General features: G+C 63.1%; 17 protein-coding genes and 2 pseudogenes. 9 read left to right on the top strand and 10 right to left on the bottom strand.

Annotation, left to right across the window (positions count from 1 at the left end):
* Positions 1–243: pseudogene (locus tag M0954_RS14265) on the bottom strand (hypothetical protein); the annotation flags it as partial.
* A gap of 295 nt (positions 244–538) precedes the next feature.
* Positions 539–1,384 carry an aldo/keto reductase gene (locus tag M0954_RS14260; protein WP_297353850.1) on the bottom strand — a complete coding sequence of 282 codons (846 nt, stop codon included), beginning with the start codon at positions 1,382–1,384 and terminating at the stop codon, positions 539–541.
* Positions 1,385–1,632: 248 nt separating this feature from the next.
* Between M0954_RS14260 and M0954_RS14255 the strand changes: the two genes are divergently transcribed.
* Positions 1,633–2,379, top strand: a complete 747-nt coding sequence (locus M0954_RS14255) for a GntR family transcriptional regulator (RefSeq protein WP_074263530.1) — start codon at positions 1,633–1,635, stop codon at positions 2,377–2,379.
* Positions 2,380–2,407: 28 nt separating this feature from the next.
* On the opposite strand, the gene M0954_RS14250 is transcribed toward M0954_RS14255, so the two are convergent.
* Positions 2,408–3,802, bottom strand: a complete 1,395-nt coding sequence (locus M0954_RS14250) for a CoA transferase (RefSeq protein WP_297353848.1) — start codon at positions 3,800–3,802, stop codon at positions 2,408–2,410.
* Between the two features lie 139 nt (positions 3,803–3,941).
* Between M0954_RS14250 and M0954_RS14245 the strand changes: the two genes are divergently transcribed.
* Complete coding sequence (locus M0954_RS14245) at positions 3,942–5,168, top strand: citrate/2-methylcitrate synthase (RefSeq protein ID WP_297353846.1); 1,227 nt, start codon at positions 3,942–3,944, stop codon at positions 5,166–5,168.
* Positions 5,169–5,180: 12 nt separating this feature from the next.
* Here the strand turns inward: M0954_RS14245 and M0954_RS14240 are convergent, their stop codons facing one another.
* Positions 5,181–5,501: a DUF2917 domain-containing protein gene (locus tag M0954_RS14240; protein WP_122153546.1), complete on the bottom strand. Its 321-nt coding sequence runs from the start codon at positions 5,499–5,501 to the stop codon at positions 5,181–5,183.
* 173 nt (positions 5,502–5,674) lie between these two features.
* Here M0954_RS14240 and M0954_RS14235 point away from each other — a divergent pair, with 173 nt between their 5' ends.
* The 3 genes from M0954_RS14235 (at position 5,675) to M0954_RS14225 (ending at position 10,198) form a co-directional block, all read left to right on the top strand.
* Positions 5,675–7,087 (top strand): PLP-dependent aminotransferase family protein, encoded by a 1,413-nt coding sequence (locus tag M0954_RS14235; RefSeq protein ID WP_133892327.1) that lies wholly within the window; start codon positions 5,675–5,677, stop codon positions 7,085–7,087.
* Between the two features lie 121 nt (positions 7,088–7,208).
* A complete protein-coding gene (gene mdtD, locus M0954_RS14230) occupies positions 7,209–8,669 on the top strand; it encodes a multidrug transporter subunit MdtD (RefSeq protein ID WP_297353844.1) in 1,461 nt (486 codons plus the stop codon).
* A 254-nt stretch (positions 8,670–8,923) separates the two neighbouring features.
* Positions 8,924–10,198 carry an EAL domain-containing protein gene (locus M0954_RS14225; protein ID WP_122155551.1) on the top strand — a complete coding sequence of 425 codons (1,275 nt, stop codon included), beginning with the start codon at positions 8,924–8,926 and terminating at the stop codon, positions 10,196–10,198.
* On the opposite strand, the gene M0954_RS14220 is transcribed toward M0954_RS14225, so the two are convergent.
* Positions 10,154–11,212: a sigma-70 family RNA polymerase sigma factor gene (locus M0954_RS14220; protein ID WP_297353842.1), complete on the bottom strand. Its 1,059-nt coding sequence runs from the start codon at positions 11,210–11,212 to the stop codon at positions 10,154–10,156. The two genes, M0954_RS14225 and M0954_RS14220, sit on opposite strands and share 45 nt — an antisense overlap.
* A gap of 296 nt (positions 11,213–11,508) precedes the next feature.
* Here M0954_RS14220 and clpP point away from each other — a divergent pair, with 296 nt between their 5' ends.
* Together clpP and M0954_RS14210 are read left to right on the top strand one after the other, a co-directional pair.
* Positions 11,509–12,138 carry an ATP-dependent Clp endopeptidase proteolytic subunit ClpP gene (gene clpP / locus M0954_RS14215; protein WP_297353840.1) on the top strand — a complete coding sequence of 210 codons (630 nt, stop codon included), beginning with the start codon at positions 11,509–11,511 and terminating at the stop codon, positions 12,136–12,138.
* A gap of 67 nt (positions 12,139–12,205) precedes the next feature.
* Positions 12,206–13,636 (top strand): NYN domain-containing protein, encoded by a 1,431-nt coding sequence (locus tag M0954_RS14210; RefSeq protein WP_297353838.1) that lies wholly within the window; start codon positions 12,206–12,208, stop codon positions 13,634–13,636.
* A gap of 48 nt (positions 13,637–13,684) precedes the next feature.
* Here M0954_RS14210 and M0954_RS14205 read toward each other — a convergent pair whose 3' ends face one another.
* From M0954_RS14205 to M0954_RS14190, 3 genes are all read right to left on the bottom strand, one after another.
* Positions 13,685–14,803 carry a porin gene (locus M0954_RS14205; RefSeq protein WP_297353836.1) on the bottom strand — a complete coding sequence of 373 codons (1,119 nt, stop codon included), beginning with the start codon at positions 14,801–14,803 and terminating at the stop codon, positions 13,685–13,687.
* 867 nt (positions 14,804–15,670) lie between these two features.
* Positions 15,671–16,372, bottom strand: a complete 702-nt coding sequence (locus tag M0954_RS14195) for a glutamine amidotransferase (protein ID WP_297353834.1) — start codon at positions 16,370–16,372, stop codon at positions 15,671–15,673.
* Between the two features lie 3 nt (positions 16,373–16,375).
* Entirely contained in the window at positions 16,376–17,800 is a 1,425-nt protein-coding gene (locus M0954_RS14190; protein ID WP_122155550.1) for an APC family permease, read from the bottom strand.
* A 135-nt stretch (positions 17,801–17,935) separates the two neighbouring features.
* Here M0954_RS14190 and M0954_RS14185 point away from each other — a divergent pair, with 135 nt between their 5' ends.
* Positions 17,936–19,420: a PLP-dependent aminotransferase family protein gene (locus M0954_RS14185; protein ID WP_122153538.1), complete on the top strand. Its 1,485-nt coding sequence runs from the start codon at positions 17,936–17,938 to the stop codon at positions 19,418–19,420.
* Between the two features lie 81 nt (positions 19,421–19,501).
* Here M0954_RS14185 and M0954_RS14180 read toward each other — a convergent pair whose 3' ends face one another.
* Both M0954_RS14180 and M0954_RS14175 read right to left on the bottom strand, forming a co-directional pair.
* The gene (locus tag M0954_RS14180; protein WP_122153537.1) at positions 19,502–20,197 is read right to left on the bottom strand and encodes a M24 family metallopeptidase; all 696 of its coding nucleotides are present in this window, start codon (positions 20,195–20,197) and stop codon (positions 19,502–19,504) included.
* A gap of 59 nt (positions 20,198–20,256) precedes the next feature.
* Positions 20,257–21,369 carry an FAD-binding oxidoreductase gene (locus M0954_RS14175; RefSeq protein WP_122153536.1) on the bottom strand — a complete coding sequence of 371 codons (1,113 nt, stop codon included), beginning with the start codon at positions 21,367–21,369 and terminating at the stop codon, positions 20,257–20,259.
* A 290-nt stretch (positions 21,370–21,659) separates the two neighbouring features.
* On the opposite strand from M0954_RS14175, the pseudogene M0954_RS14170 reads away from it, so the two are divergent.
* Positions 21,660–23,050: pseudogene (locus M0954_RS14170) on the top strand (amidase family protein).
* The last annotated feature ends 39 nt before the right edge of the window (positions 23,051–23,089 follow it).

The raw sequence follows: 23,089 nt of genomic DNA, 5'->3' as shown, positions 1-23,089 counted from the left end.
GGCCCGGGAGGCGGCGGTAGTGGTCCAGGCGGCGGAGGTAGTGGCCCCGGCGGCGGTTTCGGTGGTGGCTTTGGCAGCGGTTGCGGTTGCGGCAGCGGTCCCAGCGGTGGGTTTGGCGGCTTCGGTGGCGGCTTCGGCGGAGGCCTTGGCGGAGGTTTCGGCAATGGCGGCCACGGAGGCAAGGGTGGAAGCGGCAGTGGCGGAGGTAGCGGAGGTAGCGGCGGGAATGGACGTTAGATCCAAGGAACGGCACCCCCGAGCCGTTCCTATCCCGCGGGCCGTGCTCCGTCGCGGCAGCCCTTCCCGGCGAGTGTAGGCGGTGGCGTCTCGATCCCCCGGTCGAGCGTCACCGCCACAGCCGGGAGCGAGTCATCAACGATTTCGTCAGCGACGCTGCTCAGGTAAACGAAGAATCGCTTGGGCGTATGCCAGCCGGAGTCACCGTATTCGGCCTGGTCCACCGGCGTCATGGCCGCACCTGATCACAGGAGGCCCGACTCGCGCCAGAACGAAAGGCGCTGCCAAATCCAAATCACGCTCAGAGCATCTCAAGCGGCCGTTTGCTTCGCGGCGGTTTGAAGTACGCGTCGATGGCCGCGCATTCGCCGGCGTCCAGTCGCAGTTCCAGCGCGCGCTGATTGTCGCGTACATGTTCGGCGCTTCCTGCTTTCGGGATCGCGAACACGCCAGACTGTTGCAGCACCCACGCGAGCGCCACCTGAAACACCGAGACGCCACGCGCATCGGCAATGTCGTCGAGCGCCGAGCGTTTCGGCAGGCGCGCGTGATCCACCGGACTGTATGCCATCGCCGGCATGTCGTGGGCAGCAAGCCATGGCAGCAGGTCGTATTCCGGCCCGCGTCGCGCGACGTTATAGAGAATCTGATTGGTCGCGCAGGCGTCGCCGCCCGGCACCGTCATCAGTTCATCCATATCGTCGGTGTCGAAGTTACTGACACCCCAATGACGAATCTTGCCGGCCTGCCGCAAGGCTTCGAAACCTGCAACCGTCTCTTCCAACGGCACCGAACCGCGCCAATGCAGCAGATACAGATCGAGGTGGTCAGTCTTCAACCGCTTCAGGCTCTTTTCGCAGGCCGTCTGCACGCCGCGCCGACTGGCGTTGTGCGGATAAACCTTGCTGACGAGGAACACGCGCTCGCGCAATCCGCCAAGCGCCTCGCCAAGCAGGCTTTCCGTCGCGCCGTCGCCGTACATCTCGGCGGTATCGACAAGCGTCATGCCGAGTTCGACGCCGGCGCGTATCGCCGCGATCTCCGCGGCGCGGCGCGCGGGCTGCTCGCCCATCTCCCAGGTGCCCTGGCCCAGCTTCGGTATATGCTCGCCGTCAGGCAAGCTCACTGTGGCGATATCGATCGTCATGCGTTCTCCTTCGATTGCGGGCGACCGGCTGCGGAAGGCTGCGGACGGCTGTTTAAGGACAGCTGTTTAAGGACGGCCGGCTTCATACGACTGCGGACAGCGGGTTAAGGTCGCCCATTTCCGAGGGACCCCAGTTCTCACCAGTTTATCTGCTTGCAGATCGTCAAATCGCCCCCCAGGCAAAAGCCCGCTATAACACAGCGCGCCAATGTCATAGAATTGCCGCTTGCCCTTCTTGCGTCTGCCACATGAACTCTGCCTCGGAAGACCGCTGGCGCGATCTGCGCCCGGACCCGGAAAACGATACGCCACTTTATCTGCAACTCGCTCGCAAGCTCGGCAACGCGATTCATGAAAACCGCTGGAACGCAGGCGAGGCGCTGCCGTCCGAGCGGGTGCTGTCCGACGCGCTCGGTGTGTCGCGGATCACCGCGCGCAAGGCAATTGCGCTCTTGGTCGAACAGGGGTTGATCCGCCGCACTCAGGGCGCGGGCAGCTTTATCACGCCACGCTATGAAGATCCGCTCTCACGCCTGTCGAGCTTCAGCGAAATGCTGCGGCGACGCGGCTTTAGTCCGAGCTCAGAATGGATCTCGCGCGAGATCCTGCCTGCCAATCGCGACGAGGTCATTCAACTGGGTTTGTCGCCGGCGGCGGCGGTGACGCGTCTGCGGCGCCTGCGCCTCGCGGACGGTATCGTGATGGCGGTTGAAAACTCGACGTTCCCGGCCGCAGTGATACCGGATCCGCAAGCCATCGGCGACTCGCTGTACAGCTATCTCGAGCAGCGCGGTCTCGGGATCGTGCGCGCACTGCAACATTTTCGCGCCGTCAACGCCAGCGACGAGATTGCGCAGCAGATGAGCATTGCGCCTAATGAGGCGCTGCTGCTGATCACGCGCGTCGGCTACACCGCCGATCAACGCGCGATCGAACTGACCGACACCTATTGCCGCAACGATTACTACGATTTCGTCGCCGAGTTGCGCAAGTAGCCGCTCACGCCCATAAATAGCGGGCTCATCAGGCCAGCCAGCTTGCTTCGTCGGTGCCGATCGGCACTGGCGGGCGGCCGAAAAACGGTGGCGTCTCCGACAGACGCTCGGCGGGCAACGTGCCACGCACACGGCCGAACGGCGAGTCCATAGTCTCCATGCAGTCCTGCAGATCTTCGGCGCCGACCTCGGGCGCACGCCGGCCGTCTTCGACCTGTCCCATCGATTGCAGCCAGCGCCCAGTCTGCGCGAGCGACACGCGCACGTGCCAGCTCCCGCCTTCAGTGGCCCGGCGCGCGAGCGCGACCATCGCACCGAACGCCGCCAGATAGCCGGTCGCGTGATCGAGCGCCTGACACGGCAGATGCTTCGGTTCATCCGTGCCCGCCGCGCGGCTCTCGGTCCACGCAATGCCGCTCGCGGATTGCACGAGGCTGTCGAAGCCGCGTCGCTGCGCCCACGGCCCGGTGTGACCGTACGCGGAAATGGACACGTACACGATCCCAGGCCGCACCTGCGCCAGTGCTTCGGGCGTGAAACCGAACCCGGCGACCGCTCCCGGCCGGTAAGCCTGCTGGAACACATCGGCGTCGCCCACCAGCGCGCGCAACTGGTTGCGCCCAGCCTCACTACGCAGATCGACAATGGTGGAGCGCTTGCCGCGTCCGTTGTCGATCACGAGTGGCGCGATATTCGGCAAGTGCGGGCCGTTGACCAGCAGCACCTGCGCGCCATGCTGCGCAAGTGCGCGCCCCGCCACCGGACCCGCGATGATCCGCGACAGGTCGAGCACGCGTGCGCCCGCCAGTGGCCGGTCGGCGCCGCCGCGCCCAGCCGGTTCGGGCGGCGCATCGCCGATACGCTTGATCTCGAAGAGCGGCAGATCGGCAATCGCCCGAGCCTGCTCGAGTGCTGCCCATTCGCGCGGCGAACGGATCAGTGCGGCACACAGGCCAGCGTCGGCGAGCGTCTGATCCAGCGCCGCGCCGTCCCAGCCGCGAATCGCCTCGGCTACCGCAGCGCGATCATTGGCGCAGCCCAGCACCTTCAGGATGCCGGCCAGATGATGCGGGAAGTTGGTGTGCAGCTGAATCCAACGACCGTCGCGCGTCGCGTAGAAACCCATCACCGGATCGCGCAAGGCGGGCGGCGGCCCGTCGTCGATGCGCAGATACCGCTCGCTGCGAAACGCGGCCAGCGCACGCCGCATGTCCACGTCGACGCGCTGCCGGCAACCGGTGCGCAGTCGGAAGCATTCGGCTGCGGCGAGACCCATCGCCGCGATCGTGGCGGTTGCGAGCGTGCCGACGCGGTACACGGAGGGCAGACCGGGGTCCTCGCCGGTCAGCGTGACGGCGTCGAGCGCCGCGGCATCGCAACCGGCCGCGGTCCAAAGATGATCGAGTGCGAGGTGAGGTGTCATAAGCGGGAGGCCCTTAAGCGGCGCGATGAAGTTGAAGGAGGAACTGACCCGAGTCTAAAATTCCACCCTCTCACAATCAATCTTGATTAAGATAATCAACATATATTGATTTCTCCGGTTTATTCACGTCCTTATACCCATGGCCACCACACTCACCGCCACCGAAGCGGCCGCGCTGCTCGGCGTCAGCGTGCCAACGCTCTATGCGTATGTGAGCCGCGGCATGCTGCATTCGTCACCGGATGCGCACGGCAAACACCGGCTCTACGATGCGGCCGAAGTGCGGCGGCTCGCGCACCGCAAGGCAGACGGCAAGCGTGCCGGCAAGGTAGCTCAGAAAGTGCTCGACTGGGGTGTGCCGGTGCTCGAGTCGTCAATCACGTTGATTGCGGACGGCCGCCTGCTTTATCGCGGCCACGACGCCGTCGAGCTGGCACGCACGGCATCGCTCGAAGAAGTCGCGGCGCTGTTGTGGGAGTGCAGCCCGCGGCGTCTTGCCGAAGCGCCGCCGGCGCCGCTTGGCGCGGCGCAATGGGCCGCATGGCTGAAGTTGTGGGGTGACAGCACACCGCTCGACCGCGCGCTGGTGCTGTTGCCTGCCGCCGCCGCACAAATGCCACGGGTCTGGGCGCAAGGCCGCGACGCGCAACTCGATACCGCTTGCACGGTGATGCGTCTGCTGGCGGCGTCGATGATCTCGGCGGCAGCGTCGAATGAACCCATGCACAGGCAACTCGCCGCCGCCTGGGGCATCCGTAACCGTCAGCAAATGGGTGTGCTGCGTGCCGCGCTGGTGGCCTGTGCCGATCATGAGTTGAACGCGTCGACGTTCACGGTGCGCTGCATCACCTCGACCGGCACTCACCTGTTCGGCGCGGTGGCGGGAGGTCTCGCAGCACTGTCGGGACCACGTCACGGCGGCGAGACCGTGCGCGTCGCGGCGCTATTTGACGAAGCAGCCCGCGCACCGCATCTTGATCGCTTCCTGGCCACCCGCCTCGCCCGCGACGAGCAAGGTGGCTACGGCGCCATCCTGTCCGGCTTCGGGCACACTCTTTATCCGCACGGCGATCCGCGTGCGCGCGTCTTGCTGGAGTTATTGACGGAGTGTGCGCCGGCTCGCTCGCCGATTGCCGAGGTCCATGCGCTCGCTCGCGCGGTGCGCGAGACGAGCGGCGCGGAGCCGACGCTCGACTACGCGCTCGCATCAATTGAGCGGGTATTGGGCTTGCCTGCAGGCTCCGCGTTCACGCTGTTCGCGGTTGGCCGGGTAGTGGGGTGGATTGCGCACGCGATGGAACAGATCGCGGATGGGCGCCTGATTCGTCCGCGGGCGCGGTATATCGGGGATTACGAAGCGGAGTAGTGAGCGCATCCTTCAGATGGTCTGCATCCAACGCGGCACCCAACTCCGGAGGGACATCCGTGCCGTCCCCACAGCAGGCCGCACCCGCGCACCCGCCGCACCACTCGCGAAAGCCAGCGCCAGCCGCGCGCCACCCTGCCCCGCGCTCACCCACACGCGTGCGCCGCGCTTGAGTTCGAAGGTCTCACCGGACGAAAGCCAATAGTCCCGCAGATCACCTTCCACGGTCAACCAGACCTGCCCCGCCATCACCTGCAACATAAGCGGCCGCGCTACACGCCAGGCCGTTGCCGGCTCACCGTGATCGAGTTCGAAAGTTCGGATTTCACGCATCGCATTACTCCTTGAACGGCTTCTCTGGTTGACTCATTATTGCCGTGCGATGATGTAAACCCCATGCACAGTTCCGAACAGTTTCTACGGAACTGTGCAGTGGAAAAACCTGACAGTTGCCCGAGTGTCACCTATCAGGTCTCGCCTTACCGGCATCTTATGCACGAGAGATCATGAAACTCGACATTGAACTCGACCGCGATAACGGTGTGCCGCTGACCGACCAGATCGTCACCGGCGTCACGACGTGGATCCGCTCGCGCTCCGCCCATCCGGGCGCCAGGCTGCCGTCGATCCGTCAGTTCTCGGCCGATCATGAGGTGAGCCGCTTCCCGGTCATCGAGGCATACGACCGGCTGGTCTCGCTCGGCTACCTCGATTCGCGCCCCGGCTCGGGCTTCTATGTCGCCGAGCGGCAGCGCAATGCGAGCGGCGCGCAAGGCAGCTCGGACCCGCGCCGCGCCGAAGATGAAGCGGTGCACATCCTGCAGCAGTTCAACCACCCGGGCGAGTCGCTCAAGCTCGGCAGCGGCTTTATCCCCGAGGCCTGGCGCGACATGGACGCCCTCGGCCAGGCGATTCGCCACGTCTCTCGAACGGACCACTCGAGCCTCGTCGACTATGCGACGCAGCTCGGCAACCCGACGCTGCGCGAGCATCTGCAAAGCCGCCTTGGGCAACTCGGCATCGAGGCGGACGCCTCGCAGATCCTCATCACCAACGGCGCAAGCCAGGCGCTCGACCTGCTGATGCGCTACATGCTCAAAGCCGGTGACACGATGTTTGTCGAGGACCCCGGCTACTACAACCTGTACGGCCTGCTGAAGCTGCACGGAGTGAAGCTGGTCGGCATTCCGCGCACCCGCACCGGCCCCGATCTCGACGTCCTGCAGGCGCAACTGCGTATCCATCGGCCGAAGCTGTTCTTCGTCAACAGCCTGTTTCACAACCCCACCGGCACGACCATCGCGCCGCCCGTCGCGTTCAGGCTGCTGCAACTCGCCCGCGAGCACGACTTCCGCATCATCGAAGACGACATCTACGCCGACTTCCAGACCGACGTCACCGACCGCCTCGCCACCCTCGACCAACTCGAACACGTGATCTATGTGGGCGGCCTGTCGAAGACGCTGTCGTCGTCGCTGCGAATCGGCTATGTGGTCGCCGACAACGCGACCATCAAGGATCTCGCCGACATCAAGATGCTCACGAGCATCGGCGGTTCGCGCTTTGCCGAAGCGGTGGCCGTCGCCATGCTCGAACGCGGCGCCTATCGCAAGTACCTCGAAAGACTGCGTCGCCGCATGCGCGACGCGCTCGGCGCTGCCGTGCAGGCACTCGAGGCGAGCGGCTGGGAGGTGTTCGAGACGCCGCTCGGCGGCAAGTTCGTGTGGGCGCGCGTGCCGCATATCGCCGATTCCATGCGGCTCGTCGAATGCGGAGCGCCACTCGGCGTCACCGTCGCGCCAGGCAGCTACTTCCGGCCGAACGCCGAGGTCAGCCCATGGATTCGCATCAACGCCGCATACACGAGCGATCCGCGCGCACAGGCTTTTTTCGACGCGGCGGCCCGGCTCGAGCCGTGAGCCGGACACAGGCAGAGGGCAAAGCGCCCTCCCAAGCTGCAAACCCTGCTGCACGGCCGCGCAGATTTCCCTAAAATGAGCACTCCACAGCCCGTCCGGTGCGCGCGAGCAGCCGCCCTCCATGTCGAATCCGCCGAACGCCGCCACAACACCCGCCCCCACCGCCCCCCAGCCAACCGCACGCTCACTCACCGTGATGCTGTGGCTCGTCGCCACCGGTTTCTTCATGCAGACCCTTGACTCGACCATCGTCAACACGGCGCTGCCGGCCATGGCGACGAGTCTCGGCGAGCTGCCGCTGCGGATGCAATCGGTGGTGATCGCCTACTCGCTGACAATGGCCGTGATGATCCCGGTGTCCGGCTGGCTCGCGGACAAGCTCGGCACACGCAAGGTGTTCTTCAGCGCGATCCTGGTGTTTGCCATCGGCTCGCTGCTGTGCGCGAATGCGCAAACGCTCAATCAACTGGTGCTGTACCGCGTGATGCAGGGAGTGGGTGGCGCCATGCTGCTGCCAGTCGGGCGCCTCGCCGTGCTGCGCACGTTCCCCGCCGAACGCTATCTGGCCGCCTTGTCGTTTGTCGCGATTCCTGGACTGATAGGACCGCTGATCGGCCCGACGCTCGGCGGCTGGCTCGTCAAGATTGCCTCGTGGCACTGGATCTTCCTGATCAATGTGCCGGTGGGGGTGATCGGCTGCATTGCGACCTTCATTTTCATGCAGGACAGCCGTAACCCCGACACCGCGAAGTTCGACATCAAGGGATACGTGTTCCTGGTGGTCGGCATGGTGGCCATCTCGTTCGCACTCGATGGCCGCACCGAGCTTGGTATCCAGCAAGCCACCGTACTCGTGCTGCTGGTGCTGAGCCTCGCCTGCTTCGTCGCCTACGGGCTGCATGCCGTGCGCGATCCACATCCGCTGTTCTCGCTCGATCTGTTCAAGATCCATACATTCAGCGTCGGCCTGCTCGGCAATCTGTTTGCGCGGATCGGCGGCGGCGCAATGCCGTATCTGATTCCATTGCTGCTGCAGGTGAGCCTGGGCTACAGCGCATTCGAAGCCGGCCTGATGATGCTGCCTGTCGCCGCAGCCGGCATGACGTCCAAACGGCTCGTCACGACGCTGATCATGAAATACGGCTATCGGCGCGTGCTGGTCACCAATACCGTGCTGGTGGGCCTCGCCATGGCCAGCTTCGGACTGACCACCCTGGCCCAGCCGCTGTGGCTGCGGCTCGTACAACTCGCGTTGTTCGGCGCGGTGAACTCCATGCAGTTCACCGCGATGAACACCCTCACGCTCAAGGATCTCGGCACCGGCGGCGCGAGCAGCGGCAACAGCCTGTTTTCGCTAGTGCAGATGCTGTCGATGAGTCTCGGCGTCACCTGTGCAGGCGCCTTGCTCGCAACGTTCACCGGGCTGATCCACAAGGTGACCGCAGCGAATTCGCTGCCGGCCTTCCATGCGACGTTCCTGTGCGTCGGCATCATGACCGCCTGCTCGTCGTGGATCTTTGCGCAACTGGCGGCCGACATCCGTCGCACAGCGAAGAAAACCGACCCGTCCGAGCGGACCTGAAAACGCTCGGCGCCAGGTGGCCCGCATGGCCGCCTGGCAACGGTCTGCACGGCTCCGCGTTCGACCCGCGACGGGGCGCGCGGCGCACCACGACTGTGCGCGGCGTAGCCGCAACGCACCTCACGGCGCACAATGAGCCCTCGGCAACGCTGGAAGGCTAATTCCCCCGCGTGCATGGTTCTTGCTCGCCTATCCTGTAAACTGGCCGCTTAGGCGTGCCACTGCGCCGCCATCCTTCACACGACTGACACATGATGAGCATGATCGAACTCGATCCTCCCGGCTTCCAGCCCCCACGCCCGATGGCGGGCGACGAAGGCTCCCGGCGCACCGTCCTGTACGGCGGCTACACGGTGTTCAGCGTGTTCCAGCCGGTGTTTTCCGTATCGCACCGGCGCGCCATCGGCTATCACGCCTCGCTGCGCGCTCACGACGAACATGCCAAGCAGGTGCCGTCGCACGAAGTGTTCACCCAGGCCGCGCGGCGCGGCGATCTGCTCGAACTCGGACGGCTCGCCGAATCGCTGCATCTGGGCAACTTCAACGCGTTCGAGAGCCACGACGAGTGGCTCTTCCTGAGCCTGCATCCGGCCGCGCTGATGGATACCAGCTACGGCGACGCGCTGCTGGCCGGCCTCAAGGCTCTAGGCCTGCCGCCGCAACGCGTGGTGCTGGAGGTGTCGGAGCAGGCCGGCGGCGAGACCACACGTTTCGCCGAGATCGTCGACGCGCTGCGCAAATCGGGCTTTCTGATCGCGCTGGACGGCTTCGGCGCCAAACACTCGAATATCGACCGCGTCTGGAACCTGCGGCCCGATATCGTCACGCTCGACCGCTGCATCTTGGCGCAGGCAAGCGAGCATTCGCATATCGAGCGCGTGCTGCCGGGGCTCGTGTCGCTGCTGCACGAGTCGGGACAGCTGGTGCTGATGGGCGGCTTGTCCACCGAGCGCGACGCGCTGATTGCGCTCGAATGCAACGTGGATTTTGTGCAAGGCGCCTATTTCGCCGGACCAAGCGTCGAGCCGGTGCAGCCGCAGGCAGCGGCCGGTTTGATGGATGCGTTGTCGGCCGCGTTGCGCGAACGGGTCGGCGCACGCGAACGGGCCCAGGCGGCCCGGCTTGCGCCGTATGCCAAAGCGCTCGAAACCGCGAGCGCGATGCTGGTGGCCGGTGAATCAGTCGCTAAGGCCACGGCGCCGCTGCTCGCGCTCGGTGAAACCGCGCGCTGTTTCGTGCTGGACGGCTCGGGACGGCAGATCGGCGACAACGTGTTGCCGCCAGGACGCGCATCGCAACGGGCCAAGCGTTTCCGTCCGTTGCTGCATTCGGAAGGCGCGAGCTGGGAGCGTCGACCGTATTTCATCGGTGCGATGCGCACGCCGGGTCAGGTGCATCTCACGCCGCCTTATCTTTCGATCAACGAAGCGCACCTGTGTGTGACCGCATCGATTGCCGCTCAGACACCGCGCGGTATGCAGGTGCTATGCGTCGATATCAACTGGGAAGTCGCCGCACACCGCAATTGAAGCGCGTTGCGGTGAAAGCCATGCGTGCCGGCGGATTTCGTTAAGTATCTGCAGGACGGCCGGTAAACCGAAATTGCGGCGCACGGTCTGAAGATGCGCGGCGCGCGTGACAATACGCAGCGTCACGATCCGGCCGCCGCTGCTCGAGACATCGAGCAGCGCGGTAATCTCGCCATCTAGCATGAGCGCCACGCCCGGGGCACCGTCGATCGACAGGCATTCTGCCTGTACCGTCGTTGCCGCATATCCTCTCTGCAACTGTTGCAGCGCTCGCACCTCTCCCCTCTCTTGCATTGCGTTCGTCACCGTCGCTGCCGCAGCTAGCGACGTCAGCGCGTCCACCCAATCCGTCACCGCAACCACCGGTTCGTTCACCTGGACCGGCGCATCGCTGACAATCTCCGGCGCGTCACTAAAGAGCTGTAGCAAACCCGCTCGATCCTGCGCTTCCAACGCCGTTCGCAGGCGCTCGACGAGCCGTGCATGTTGCACCGGATCAGGTCGCCGTAGCGGCGCACCTTCGCGCTGCAAGCGGGCTTTCGCCCGATGCACGATCTGCCGGCAAGCCGCCGGCGTACGCTCGAGGATCCTCGCAATCTCCGCGTAGTCGCAGTCGAACGCCTCGTGCAACACGAAGGCGGCCCGCTCATCGGGCTTGAGCCGTTCGAGCAACAGCATCAGCCCGTACGACATCTCCGCCGAGCGCAATGCCAGTTCCTCCGCAGACGGCGCCAATTCATCGAGCCACGGTTCGGGCAGCCAGCCGGTGGCCTGGACGCTGCGCTCCCGTTGCAGATGACGCAGTCGGTCAATCGCGAGGCGCGCGGTAAGCGTGGTCAGCCATGCCGCCGGCGTGCGCACCTCGCGCGTATCGGCGAGATGCCACTTCAGCCAGACGTCCTGCACTACGTCTTCCGCCTCGGCGCGGCTGCCCAGCATGCGGTACGCCAGCGCAACGAGTCGCGCGCGGGCGGCTTCGAAGGCGGATGACTTGTCGACGGTGGGTTCGGACATGCGTGCTGCTCCCATAAACATGGACTGCTTGTTTGCGCGTACTACGGCATGTACAACACCGCGCGGGCTCGGCCACGCCAGCACCGCGGCATGGCCGCCGCAACCCGCACCTTCCATATCCAGACGTTCGAGCGCCGTTCGATGTGACAGGCCGGCGCAAAAATATTTGTGTCACACCGGGGCGGCCGCCCTCGTCATGGGGAGAGTCACTCGCGTCCGCAGCGGCGGTGCGGGACTGGCCACTCACTCAAGCTCATTCAATCTGATCCAATTTAACCCAAGCTAACGAGGCGCACATGCATCCCACCTACCCGTCCCTCAACGGCCTCGGCCTCGTGCCGACCGTCATCGAACAGTCCGGACGCGGCGAGCGCGCCTACGACATCTTTTCGCGACTGCTGCGAGAGCGGATTGTGTTTCTCGTCGGTCCCGTCAACGAGCAGTCCGCGAGCCTGATTGTGGCGCAGTTGCTGTTTCTCGAATCCGAGAACCCTGACAAGGATATTTCTTTTTACATCAATTCGCCGGGCGGCTCGGTCTATGACGGGCTGGCCATCTACGACACCATGCAGTTCATCAAGCCGGAAGTGTCGACGCTCTGCACAGGTTTCGCGGCAAGCATGGGCACGTTTCTGCTGACCGCCGGCCAGCGCGGCAAGCGCTACGCGCTGCCGAACGCGCGGATCATGATCCACCAGCCCTCCGGCGGCAGCCAGGGCACCGCAGCCGACATCGAGATTCAGGCGCGCGAGGTCCTGTATCAGCGTGAGCGCCTGAACGCGATCATGGCTGAACACACCGGCCGCAGTATCGCGGACGTCGTCAAGGATACCGACCGGGACAACTTTATGTCCGCGGCGGAGGCGAAGACCTATGGGCTGATCGACGACGTGCTGCAGACTCGCCAGCAGACAGAAAACTCGTAGCCGGTCGCAGGGACGCTATCATGGGCGCGATCCGTCGAGTTTGACGGTCGCCTCATTGGAGAAATACATGGCGTCATCCAACGAAACCATCAGCATGGCGCTGTTCTGCGACTTCGAAAACGTCGCCCTCGGCGTACGCGACGCGAAGTACGAGAAATTCGACATCAAGCTGGTGCTCGAACGCCTGCTGCTCAAGGGCAGCATCGTCGTCAAGAAGGCGTACTGCGACTGGGAGCGCTACAAGAGCTTCAAGGGCACGATGCACGAGGCCAACTTCGAACTGATCGAGATTCCGCACGTGCGCCAGTCGGGCAAGAATTCGGCGGACATTCGTCTCGTCGTCGATGCGCTCGATCTCTGCTATACCAAATCGCACGTCAACACCTTCGTCATCATCAGCGGCGACTCCGATTTTTCGCCGCTGGTTTCGAAGCTGCGCGAAAACGCGAAACAGGTGATCGGGGTGGGGGTTCAACAATCCACCTCCGACCTGCTCATCGCGAACTGCGACGAATTCATTTTCTACGACGACCTCGTGCGCGAAAGTCAGCGAACCGTCGTCAAGCGCGAGACGGCGCGTCCGGCACAACAGCCGACCGCTGCCGCCAAGCGCGCGCCGAATGAAGAGAAGCGTCCCAAGGAAGACCTCGAAACGCGCCGGACCAAAGCGGTGGAAATCGCGGTGCAGACCTTCGATGCGCTCGCCTCGGAACGCGGCGACAGCGGCAAGATCTGGGCCTCGGTGCTGAAAAATGCCATCAAGCGCCGTAAGCCCGATTTCAACGAAACTTATTACGGCTTCCGCGCGTTCGGCAATCTGCTTGAAGAGGCGCAGGCGCGCGGTCTGCTCGAGTTCGGCCGCGACGAGAAGTCGGGCGCGTACGTGTATCGCAGCAATGTCGTTACGACGCTCAGCGAATCCATCGGCGAGACGGCGGAGCAGACGCAAGAGCCGGCGGCTGCGGAACCGGCACACGCCGCGCAGCAGGGAGACGGCGGTCACAAGCAGGACCCGCGCCGCCGCGGGCGCGGCAATCGGAAGACGCAACGCGACGCGCCGGCAGCGGTACTCGCAGAACCGGCGGCTAGTCACGACGAAACGGAGACCGTGCCGCAGGAATCGGAGGACACTTACTTCAACCACGGCGGCAGATCACCTTTCGCCTACGACGAGCCGGACGAGCAGCAAGCGGAACCAGCGGCCCAACCCGGGTTATTCACATTCGACGCCACACCGGAACCGGAAGCGGCTGTACAAGCGAGTGAGGAAGGTACTCCGGAGACACCTCGCAAGGGACGCGGCAGCCGCAAGACTGCGGCCAGAAAAACGAAGAAGGCCGCGCCGGAATCGCACGACGCCGCACCTGCAGCCGCAAGCGAAGCGCCTCGCGAGGAGGTACCCGCTCAGGCTGCGGAGGAAGCACCAGCGGCCGCAAAGACCGCGCGTAAATCCACGACGCGCAGCCGTCGGCCACGCAAGCCCGCGGCTACCTCATAAGAAAGCCTTCAACCGGACGCAAAGCGTCCGGTTGAAGGCAATCAATCCTCAGAAGCGGTGCGTCATGCCCACCGTGGCGAGAACCTGGTTGGTGCCGGGGTCGCTCACCGTGATGCCTGGCCAGCTGACGGTCGAGGTACCGTTGTTCTTCATATAGCCCGCGCGGATATAAAAGCTCGTGCGCTTCGAGATCGAGTGGTCGGCGCCGATCTCGAATCCCGGCGTGTTGTCATGCGCGCCCCGCACGTTGCGCTGCAAAGCCGCGATCTCGATCGTATCCGCAGCCGTAGCCTGGATCGTGGCGCCCAACTCGGCGATGCTGAGCGAATGCGCCGTGCCGAGCACCGCTGCGAGAGACCGGGCAGACGGATCTTGCGCGCGCCGATACGAATAGTTGAACTGGAAGTTCACAATACCCACCCGGTAAGCGAGCGCGCCGATGAAGTGCTCGGTGCTGAGCAAGGTCAGCGCAGTCGGCAAGCCTGCAATCGTCTCCTGCCCCGGATGCTGATTCACATACGAGAGACCGGCATACAAGCCATAACCCGTATAAGTCGCGCCGAGGTTGAGCATATTGCCGGTGGTCGCCGGCACCGGCTGGGTCACGGTGGCCGCGAACGCGTACATGCCGTAGAGCTGCACACCGCCGAGGTTCGGCGACTGATAAAGCACGGAGTTGCTGGCGCGGCCCGAGTCGTACTGCGTCGAGAGCGTTTTCTTGTCGACGGCGAGCACGTCCGCCGAGAACGGCGAGAGGATCTCGTTCACGCGAAACGGATCGGTCGGATACACCACGCGAAAACTGGGCTCGTACTGCCGGCCGAACGTCAGCGAGCCATACGTTGAGTGGTTCAGGCCAACCCATGCCTGCCGATAGAACAGCGAAGTCGTATCGGCAAAAAACGTGCCGTTGTTCAGATTAAAGCCGGTTTCGACATCGAATTGCGCGGACAGGCCTCCGCCGAGATCCTCGTTGCCCTTGAGGCCAAACTGCGAGCCCGCCGCGCCACCACTTCGTTCGGAAAACGAATGATTACCGCCGTTGTCGAGGTATTGGATGAACGTATCGGCCACGCCGTACAACGTCACACTCGAGTCCGCGGCCATTGCACTGCCCGCGGCGAGAACCAGCGTGGCCCCGCAAATACCCTGACTGATCAAACGCATGCATGTCTCCTCATTTTTGATAGCCGCTTGTTGCGGACTTGATTGCATCTCTGCGGTACAACCCGACCGGTGTCTCTACCCCGTTTGGCCCAATAAGGTGTGCGCGATCTTTCTCTCAGATTCAGTGTGCCCGTCCCGGCTGCGATGCCGATTGGGTCAGAAATAGAATGGGCGTGCTAATTTGAAGTCAAGTAGACCCACAAAGCCATTGCATTCTTTTCATGAGGAGCTTGCAGAAGATGCATGCCGGCGGGGAGCCGCGATGGGAGGACCGCGGCGCTCGAGACGACTGCGTGGGAGGGGTAAAACCGGGTTGACGTGGCAGATGCGGCCCGGCCAGTCGCGGTCGTTAATCGATCGTGCTTTTTCTTGTATTCGCGGCTGACGCAGCGACCAGCTAACTGCTACCAGTCGCCGAACTCATGTCGGCGACTGTGCGCCGGCCTGCTCGCTGAGCATATAGCCGGCGTACCAGTCTGGCCATTTTTTTCGTCATGCTGTCCGGTCAATTTCTCATGCGCACCGTGCGCAGCCGCTGCACGGCGAAGCGCCGCAGCAAGCTCGATCGACGACGTGAATGTCGTGGCGTGCGCAGCCGCTCTTCCCGGGAGCCGTCTGGTGACCTCCTGGAAGATCCAGCTATTCCCGTCAGGATCGCTGAACGAAGCGAACGACCCATAGCTGCGCCGTTCCGGATGGGCGCCGCTCACGCGTCCTGCCTCACCGGCATGGTGGAACAGGCCGCCAACGTCATGAAAAACTTCGCTCACCGCGATGCCACGACCCATGAGCGTTGCGCGTGCTGCGTCTATGCGAGAGGGACCCCGAACCTCCCCGTTCATCGTGCTCCAGGTCCGGCTCACGGCATTAAAGGTCAGCCGGCGCCTCGGCCCGGGCCAACCAATCGCGCAGCATCTCGCCGCCCAAAGGCGACGGAGGCGGCGCGGTTTCGCGCAAAGATCTTACGTCCACGCCTGCATGCGCCAGTTCGAACGCATGCCCGACGAGCCAACTCTCGAGAGCGGCAGCCGATGCTTCGAGGTGAAACTGCAGCCCAAGCACATACGTCCCGATCGAAAATGCCTGGTTCGGGTAAAGATCGGTAGAAGCCAGCCGCTCGGCGTCCGCTGGCAAATCGAACGTATCGCCATGCCAATGCAGGACCGGCACATTTGCCGATAGAGGTGCAAGCGCCGACTCCTTGCCGGCGTCTGTCAACATCACCTTCCCCCACCCGATCTCCTTTACTGTGCCCGGGTAGACCTTGGCACCGCATACTCTTGCGATCAGTTGCGCCCCGAGGCAAATCCCCAACAGTGGCATTCCCGTATTCAGGCGCTGTTCGATCAGTGACAGTTCATGGCGCAGAAACGGATACCTGTCTTCCTCGTACGCGCCGATCGGTCCACCAAGAATCACCACGACATCCGATGTGCGGATATCGAGGTCCTGTAGATTTCCCGTTGGAGCCTCAACGTACTTGACCCGACATCCTGCCTCAACAAACACCGGTTCGAAGGAACCCAGGTCTTCGAACGGCACATGACGAATGGCAAGAACATGCTTCATTGCTTAAACCTCGTTGACAGCTTGGGTTGCTGCGAGTTGATACTGCTCGTGCGTCGACGCGAGTTCCTCGCGGATGCGCGTGCGCGCTGCCGGCTCCCGACGATGGAGGGAAACGATCCATCCGGCGCCGGCCGCCAGGTAAGCGAAAAAGATATACGGGAAGTAGACAACCGGTGCGGGCGGTAGCGGATAGACGCTGCCAACGGCGGGGATCATGAGCAGCAACAGCGCCGCAACACAGTAGCCAACGTCGCGCCGGCGCAGTTGTCCGAGCCGGGAAAGATAGACGGGTGCTGCGATCGTGATCAGGAAGTACGGCACGAGGAAGCCGAACGCGGCCAACGTGCCGACCCAGTTGAAGATATCGAGCGGGGCGTTGTGGGCTGCGAAAAGTATCGCCGGAACGATAAAAGCGATGGCGGCCATCAGCGTAACCGCGACGTGCGGGGTTTCGTTGGTCGAATGAGCGTCTGCTGTTGCCTCATGAAAAAGACCATGCCGTCCCATTGCAAAGATCACCCGTGCGCCTGCATTGATGCACGAGAGGGCCAGCGAGAAGAACGTAAACATCGCACCGAGCGATAGCGGCACCTGCAGGAACTTGACGTGCGCGAGTTCGGCCAGAATGTTCAGTGGTGCGTCGATCTTGTCGAGCGTGGTTGCATAGCCGGTGAAGCCATCAACCATCACATAGGTCACGAAGACGAAGAACACACCGGACACGATCAGGCTCCAGATCACCGCACGTGGAATCGACTTCAGCGGATTTTTCGCTTCCGTACCGAACGCCGTCGCGCACTCGAAGCCAACCAGGCTGAAAATCGCGACCACCACGCCGAGCCCCATGCTCGAGAGCGGCGTATCGCTCAGGCTAAGTTGTTTTGTGTCGATGGCGAAATGATGCGACTGAAGCACGATGAAGCAGAGCCCCAGGATTAACAGCATCGAGGCGCCCTCAAGAAATAGCATCAGCACCGCAGAGAGTTGGACGTTTCTCCACGCGCAATACCACGCCGTGCCGGCGCAGACCACAAAGAAAACCAGCGGAGAGACGCTGAGGCCCGCCATCTGGGTCAGCTTGTCCGCGAACACAGCGAACCCCGTCATGCCCGCCATGGCGATTCCCAGATAGGCCCACACGAGCGACCAACCCGCGATCCCACCTGCGGTGAGCCCAAGTCCCCTGCAGGTATAGGCATACATCGACCCAACCCCTGCTGAGCGGCGTGCGAACTGGTTGAGATTGAAGGCAACGAACAGCAGCATCACGGTACCCAGCGCATACGCCAGCCAGCTCATATTGCCCGTGTTGGAGAACATCACGGGAATGATCAGCGCGGCGGTCATGGTCGGGGAAATCAGTGCAACGGCTTGACCCAGCAACTCCGAAAAGCTCAAACAATTCGCTCGTAGGGGATTCGTTTCCATGGATTGCACCTTTAGGTCGATGACGACGAACTCGTTTGCCACGAACAGGATTCGGGCTCCGTAATCAGTGAACCGATGGTACGATCGACTTGGACCAGGTGAATCCTCCAGGAAATTAAAGCAGGGTGGACCAGCATGCTGAGACCGTCGGAGATGGGCATCAGGGTGGACAAGGGCCAGAAGATGCCTCCTTACTTGCAGATTGCCCACGCGATCATCGAAGAAATTCGCCGTGGCCGGCTTCAGCCGGGAGGCGCGCTGCCTGGTACGAGACACCTCGCCGAGGAGCTCGGCGTCAACCGCAAAACGGTGATCCTTGCCTATGACGAACTCATCGCCCAAGGGTGGCTGACGCCGGAGCGCGCACGGGGGACGTTCGTGTCGCCGCGCCTGCCCACGGCCCAGCCGGCGGCCTTCGCCTTTCGGCCCGTCGAAACGGCGCCGGTGCCTCAGGAACCCGATTTCCGCCTGCCCGGACAAAAGACCCGGGTCGACATATTGTTGCCAGAGCCGGGCGTGCTGATGTTCGACGATGGCGCGCCCGACACGCGCCTCGTGCCCGTCAACGAAATGGCACGTGCCTATCGCCGCAGCCTGCTTTCGCTGAGCCGCGACAACCTGCTGGGGTACGGCGATCCACGTGGCACACGGGCGCTGCGCCGGTCGATCTCGGCGATGCTCAATGCGGACCGGGGTCTCAACACAACCGCTGACACCATCTGCCTGACCCGCGGGAGCCAGATGGCCATCTTCATCGCCGCGAGAGTGCTCACACAATCTGGCGACACGGCTGTGCTGGAGTCGCTGAGCTATCCCCCGGCAAGAGAGGCGTTTCTCGCCAACGGCGTCGAGGTGGTGACCGCACGCGTCGACGAGAAGGGCATGCGCCTTGACGATCTCGAGAAGCTCTGCCGGATCAAGCGCGTACGGTGTGTCTACCTGACGCCGCACCATCAGTTTCCGACCACGGTCCTGCTGCCGCCTGAACGGCGCTTGCGGCTACTCGCGCTCGCCGATCAGTTTGGCTTTGCAATCATCGAGGATGACTATGACCACGACTTTCATTTCTCGCACCGTCCGATGTTGCCGCTCGCTAGCGCCGATCAATGGGGCAAGGTGGCTTACATCGGTTCGCTCTCCAAACTGCTTACCCCAAGCTTGCGGAGCGGTTACATTGCGGGCGCCAAACGGTTCGTCGACCGGGTTGCGGAGGAGATTCTCCTGATTGATCGCCAGGGCGATCCGGCAACAGAGCTAGCGGTAGCCGAAATGATGGAAGCTGGCGAGATCCGGCGTCATGCGCGCAAGGTGCTGCGCATCTACGACGACAGAAGAATGTCGTTTGCCGATCTGCTCAAGCGCCACTTCGGCTCGGCGATCGACTTCGAACTGCCCGATGGAGGTCTTGCCTTCTGGGTACGATTCGCGGAGAACGTCGACGTCGGCGAGCTTGTCTTGAGCGCTGCCCGTCATGGCGTGAAAATCCTGCCCGGGGCGACCTATTCGATGTCCGGCGAGCCGACTTCAGGGCTTAGACTCGGCTTCGCAAGCCTGAACGAACGCGAACTCACAGAAGCGGTCTCGAGGCTTGCATCGAGCTGGCAAGGCCTCGGTATCTAGCGAAGCGTGCGAAGGCTGCGCTGGTATCTTGCCCAGCGCAGGTAGCACGTGATTCAACGCCTTTCGTCGACCGGCAAAACGTCAGCTTTCCAACTCAAAGAACTCGTCCCCCAGCAACATGTCCTCGAAAAAGGCTCCGTAGGCTTTCTCCGGGTGACGGATATGAATCTCCAGAACCCATAGCAGCGGCGCAGGATGAAAGGGCACCTCGGCGAGCGGCCCCTCGTACACTGCCGCATGCGGAAAGTCCGAGATACGATGGCCGGATAAATCGAGATTCAGTTTCCACCCGAGTTCGGTCGCGCGGCGCTCTGCGAATTCATAGAGCGCTTGACCCGTTAACCTGTCATCACGCCATTTCGCGCGCACTTCGTGAAAAAGCGCTTTTGCGTCACGCGCACAACGGGTCATCTCGGCATCCTCACCCGTGACAAACGTATCACCGCCGTCGCCTTCCCATTTCTCCCAGACGGGACCGATGTCTATCAGAAAGATATCGTCGTCACCAAGCACAATACCGGGGTCGGACGGCGCCCCAAAGGTCTTCGTGGTATTCGATCCGAAGCGCACGTACACGTCGTGCCATCCGCGTCGCATGCCGGCGCCCTTGAGAATGCCTTTCGCCATCTCGACAGCATCCTCCTCGACCATTCCAGGGCGGCACTGTGCGGCGATGGCGTGGATAGCGGCGCGGGTCTTGTCACGAACCGAGAGCATGGTATCCGCAGCAAATGCGGTGCCGACGCGCTCAAGATCGGTCAGGGCGAGTGTACTCATGAGGAAATGCTCCGTACTTTTGTCTTGCGGTTGAAGTTGAAGCCGAACAACGTCTGACTTCAGGGAACAGAGAGGGCAAGACCGCTCGTTGATGCATCAACCCGGATCTGGCAAGCGAGGCGTGAACAGTCCGTCGCTTCGGGCAGGCACTCGAGCAATTCTCGCTCGTCACGGCTGGGTGGCGGCAATCTCGCGCGCGACGCCGCATCAATCTCGACCAGGCACGTCCCGCATGCCCCTCGGCCCCCGCATACGCTGGGGATCGCAACACCGCGACAGCGCAGCGCGCCAAGCAGCGACTCGTTCAAAGGCGCGGCATAGGCGATGCCGTTGACCTTGATCTGAGCCACGTCCACGTTGTTGCTTGCTGTAGCGCAAGCGGGTGCCGTTGCCCCAAACGGGTCGGCGAAGAATGCCTCCTCACGCAGCCCGCGTTGTGAGCTCAATGCCTCACGCGCAGTCGCAACCATCGCAGGCGCGCCACACGCGTAAACGTCGACGTCGGCGAACGAGGCAAAGTCATGGAGGACGGCCTCATGGACGCGAGTGCGGCGAGGCGCATCCGCATCGGTGCCAACACGCGAGAGCACGGGAATGAACTGGAAGTTGCCGTGCGTGCGAGTCCACGAATGGACCACGTCGCGCATATACAGGTCGTCTTCTGTACGGCCGCCCCAGTAAAGCGACATGGGCCGCGTCCACCCCCTGGAGAACGCTTCCTCCACGATCGCCCGGACAGGTGCGAAACCCGTACCCGTGCAAAGAAAGACCGCACATTTGGAAACCGTATCGCTGTGTAGTCCGAAGTCTCCGAACGGCCCTCTCCATGACAGTACGTCACCGCGTTCGATCCCCCTCACGGTGCGGTCACTGAAGAGGCCGTCAGCAACGCGTCGGATGTGAAGTTCGATGCATCCTTCATGGAGACACGACGTGGCTAGCGAAAAGCACCTGAAACGGCCATCGGAGGCCTTCACCTCAATATATTGGCCGGGCTTATAAGCGAACTTGCACCCTTGTTCCACGCAAATTCTGAGTATCGTGACGCCGGACGCGTACCGTTCGATTTGCGTGACTGTGCCGTGTATCAGGGCAGACTCATCTGCGTTATGAGGCGCACGCCCGCGCAGGACTTGCAATTGAAGATCTTCAGTGACAGCCGTGCGAATCATAAGCGGCCTATGACGAGTAATTCCACAGCGCTAGCCTAGATAAAGGTGGCCCCTACCGGCACCTCCAGTTTTTCAAAACAGACTGGTCCACGGAAATTAACCATCGGTATGAGCGAGTCACTCGATGGTAAGAGAGCTTCTATCCCTAGATAGGATGGCGCGTCGCTATTGCCAACGATAGATTGGGGTCCACGGAATGCTCATAAGTTGCCTGACACATTGAGACAGACTGTGCGCCCCCGGGTTAAGCAGGGGGCACCCCCAAAGCTTGTCCCTCTAAAGGAGGCATCGTGACGGATTTATGGCGTTTGCCCGCAACTGAACTTGCTCACCTCATTCGCACTCGCAAAGTCTCTGCGAGGGAAGCAGCGGAAGCCGCGCTCCAGCGGCTCAACGCGGTCAACCCGCAGATCAATGCAATCGTCGCGCATCGGCCCGACTGGGTGCGGGAACAGGCCGATCAGGTCGACAGACTTGTGGCCCGCGGCGAGAACCCTGGTCCGTTGGCTGGGGTTCCGGTCACGGTAAAGATCAATACGGATCAGGCAGGGTTCGCTACGACCAATGGCACACGGCTCCAGGAGGATCTGGTGGCGCAGGCCAACAGCCCGGCAGTCGATAACCTCCAGCGGGCCGGTGCGGTGCTGCTCGGCCGCAGCAATGCGCCGACCTTCGCCTTGCGCTGGTTTACCAGCAATCTGGTTCACGGCGCCACGCGCAATCCGCGCGATCCGTCGTTGACGCCAGGCGGTTCGTCGGGAGGTGCGGCCGCCGCCGTCGCGGCCGGGATCGGTCATCTGGCGCTCGGCACGGACATCGGAGGATCGATCCGCTATCCGGCCTATACCTGCGGAATCCACGGACTGCGCCCCACGCTCGGACGTGTTCCGGCCTACAACGCCTCCTCGCCGGAGCGTGCAATCGGTGCCCAGTTGATGTCTGCGACCGGCCCGATCGCCCGCACGATCGACGATCTTCGAGCGGGACTCCTCGCCATGTCGGCCCGGGATCTTCGTGACCCCTGGTGGGTGCCGGTGGACATCGAAGGTCCTGCCATGCCGCTATCTGTCTTCGCCCAGGCGGATTACAGATTGCCAGGGAAGTCGAAGCAGCGCTGCTGGACGCTGGCCGGAGGCTTGCGGATGCCGGATGGAAGGTGGAAGAAATCGAGGACACGCCCTCGATCCGTGAAGCGGCTCAGGTGCAGGAACGGCTGTGGCGTGGCGATGGGTTCGCAGGGCTGGTCGATGCCGTGGCCCGCGACGGCGATCCCGGCACACATGCGGTGGTCGAAGCCTCGCGCGCCAAGGTCGCGACGCTGCCCGCCGATGTGATAAGTCGTGAGCTGGTACGACGTACCACCTTGACGCGCCAATGGCGTCAGTTCCTGACCAGATATCCGGTGCTATTACTGCCGGTCTCGGCGGAGCTACCGTTCCCAGACAATCTCGACATGCAGGGCAACGAGGGTTTCGAGCGCGTGTGGGAAGCGCAACTCACGATGAGAGCACTGCCCGCTATGGGGTTACCGGGCCTGGTCGTCTCCACCGGCCTCGTGGGTTCGGTACCCGTTGGCGTACAGATTGTCGCCGGTCACTATCGGGAAGATCTGTGTCTGCTCGCCGGTAAAGCGATCGAAGCTCGCGGCACGCCGCCGTCTCCCATCGACCCGGTCGTCTAGGCGGGCGGAAGAGGCGTCGGGAGCCCGTGTGGCGCCGGG

The organism is Paraburkholderia sp. (assembly GCF_026225065.1).
Classification (GTDB): Bacteria; Pseudomonadota; Gammaproteobacteria; order Burkholderiales; family Burkholderiaceae; genus Paraburkholderia.
Note: the sequence above shows the minus strand (reverse complement) of the source record. Positions and strands in the feature narration are given on the sequence as shown.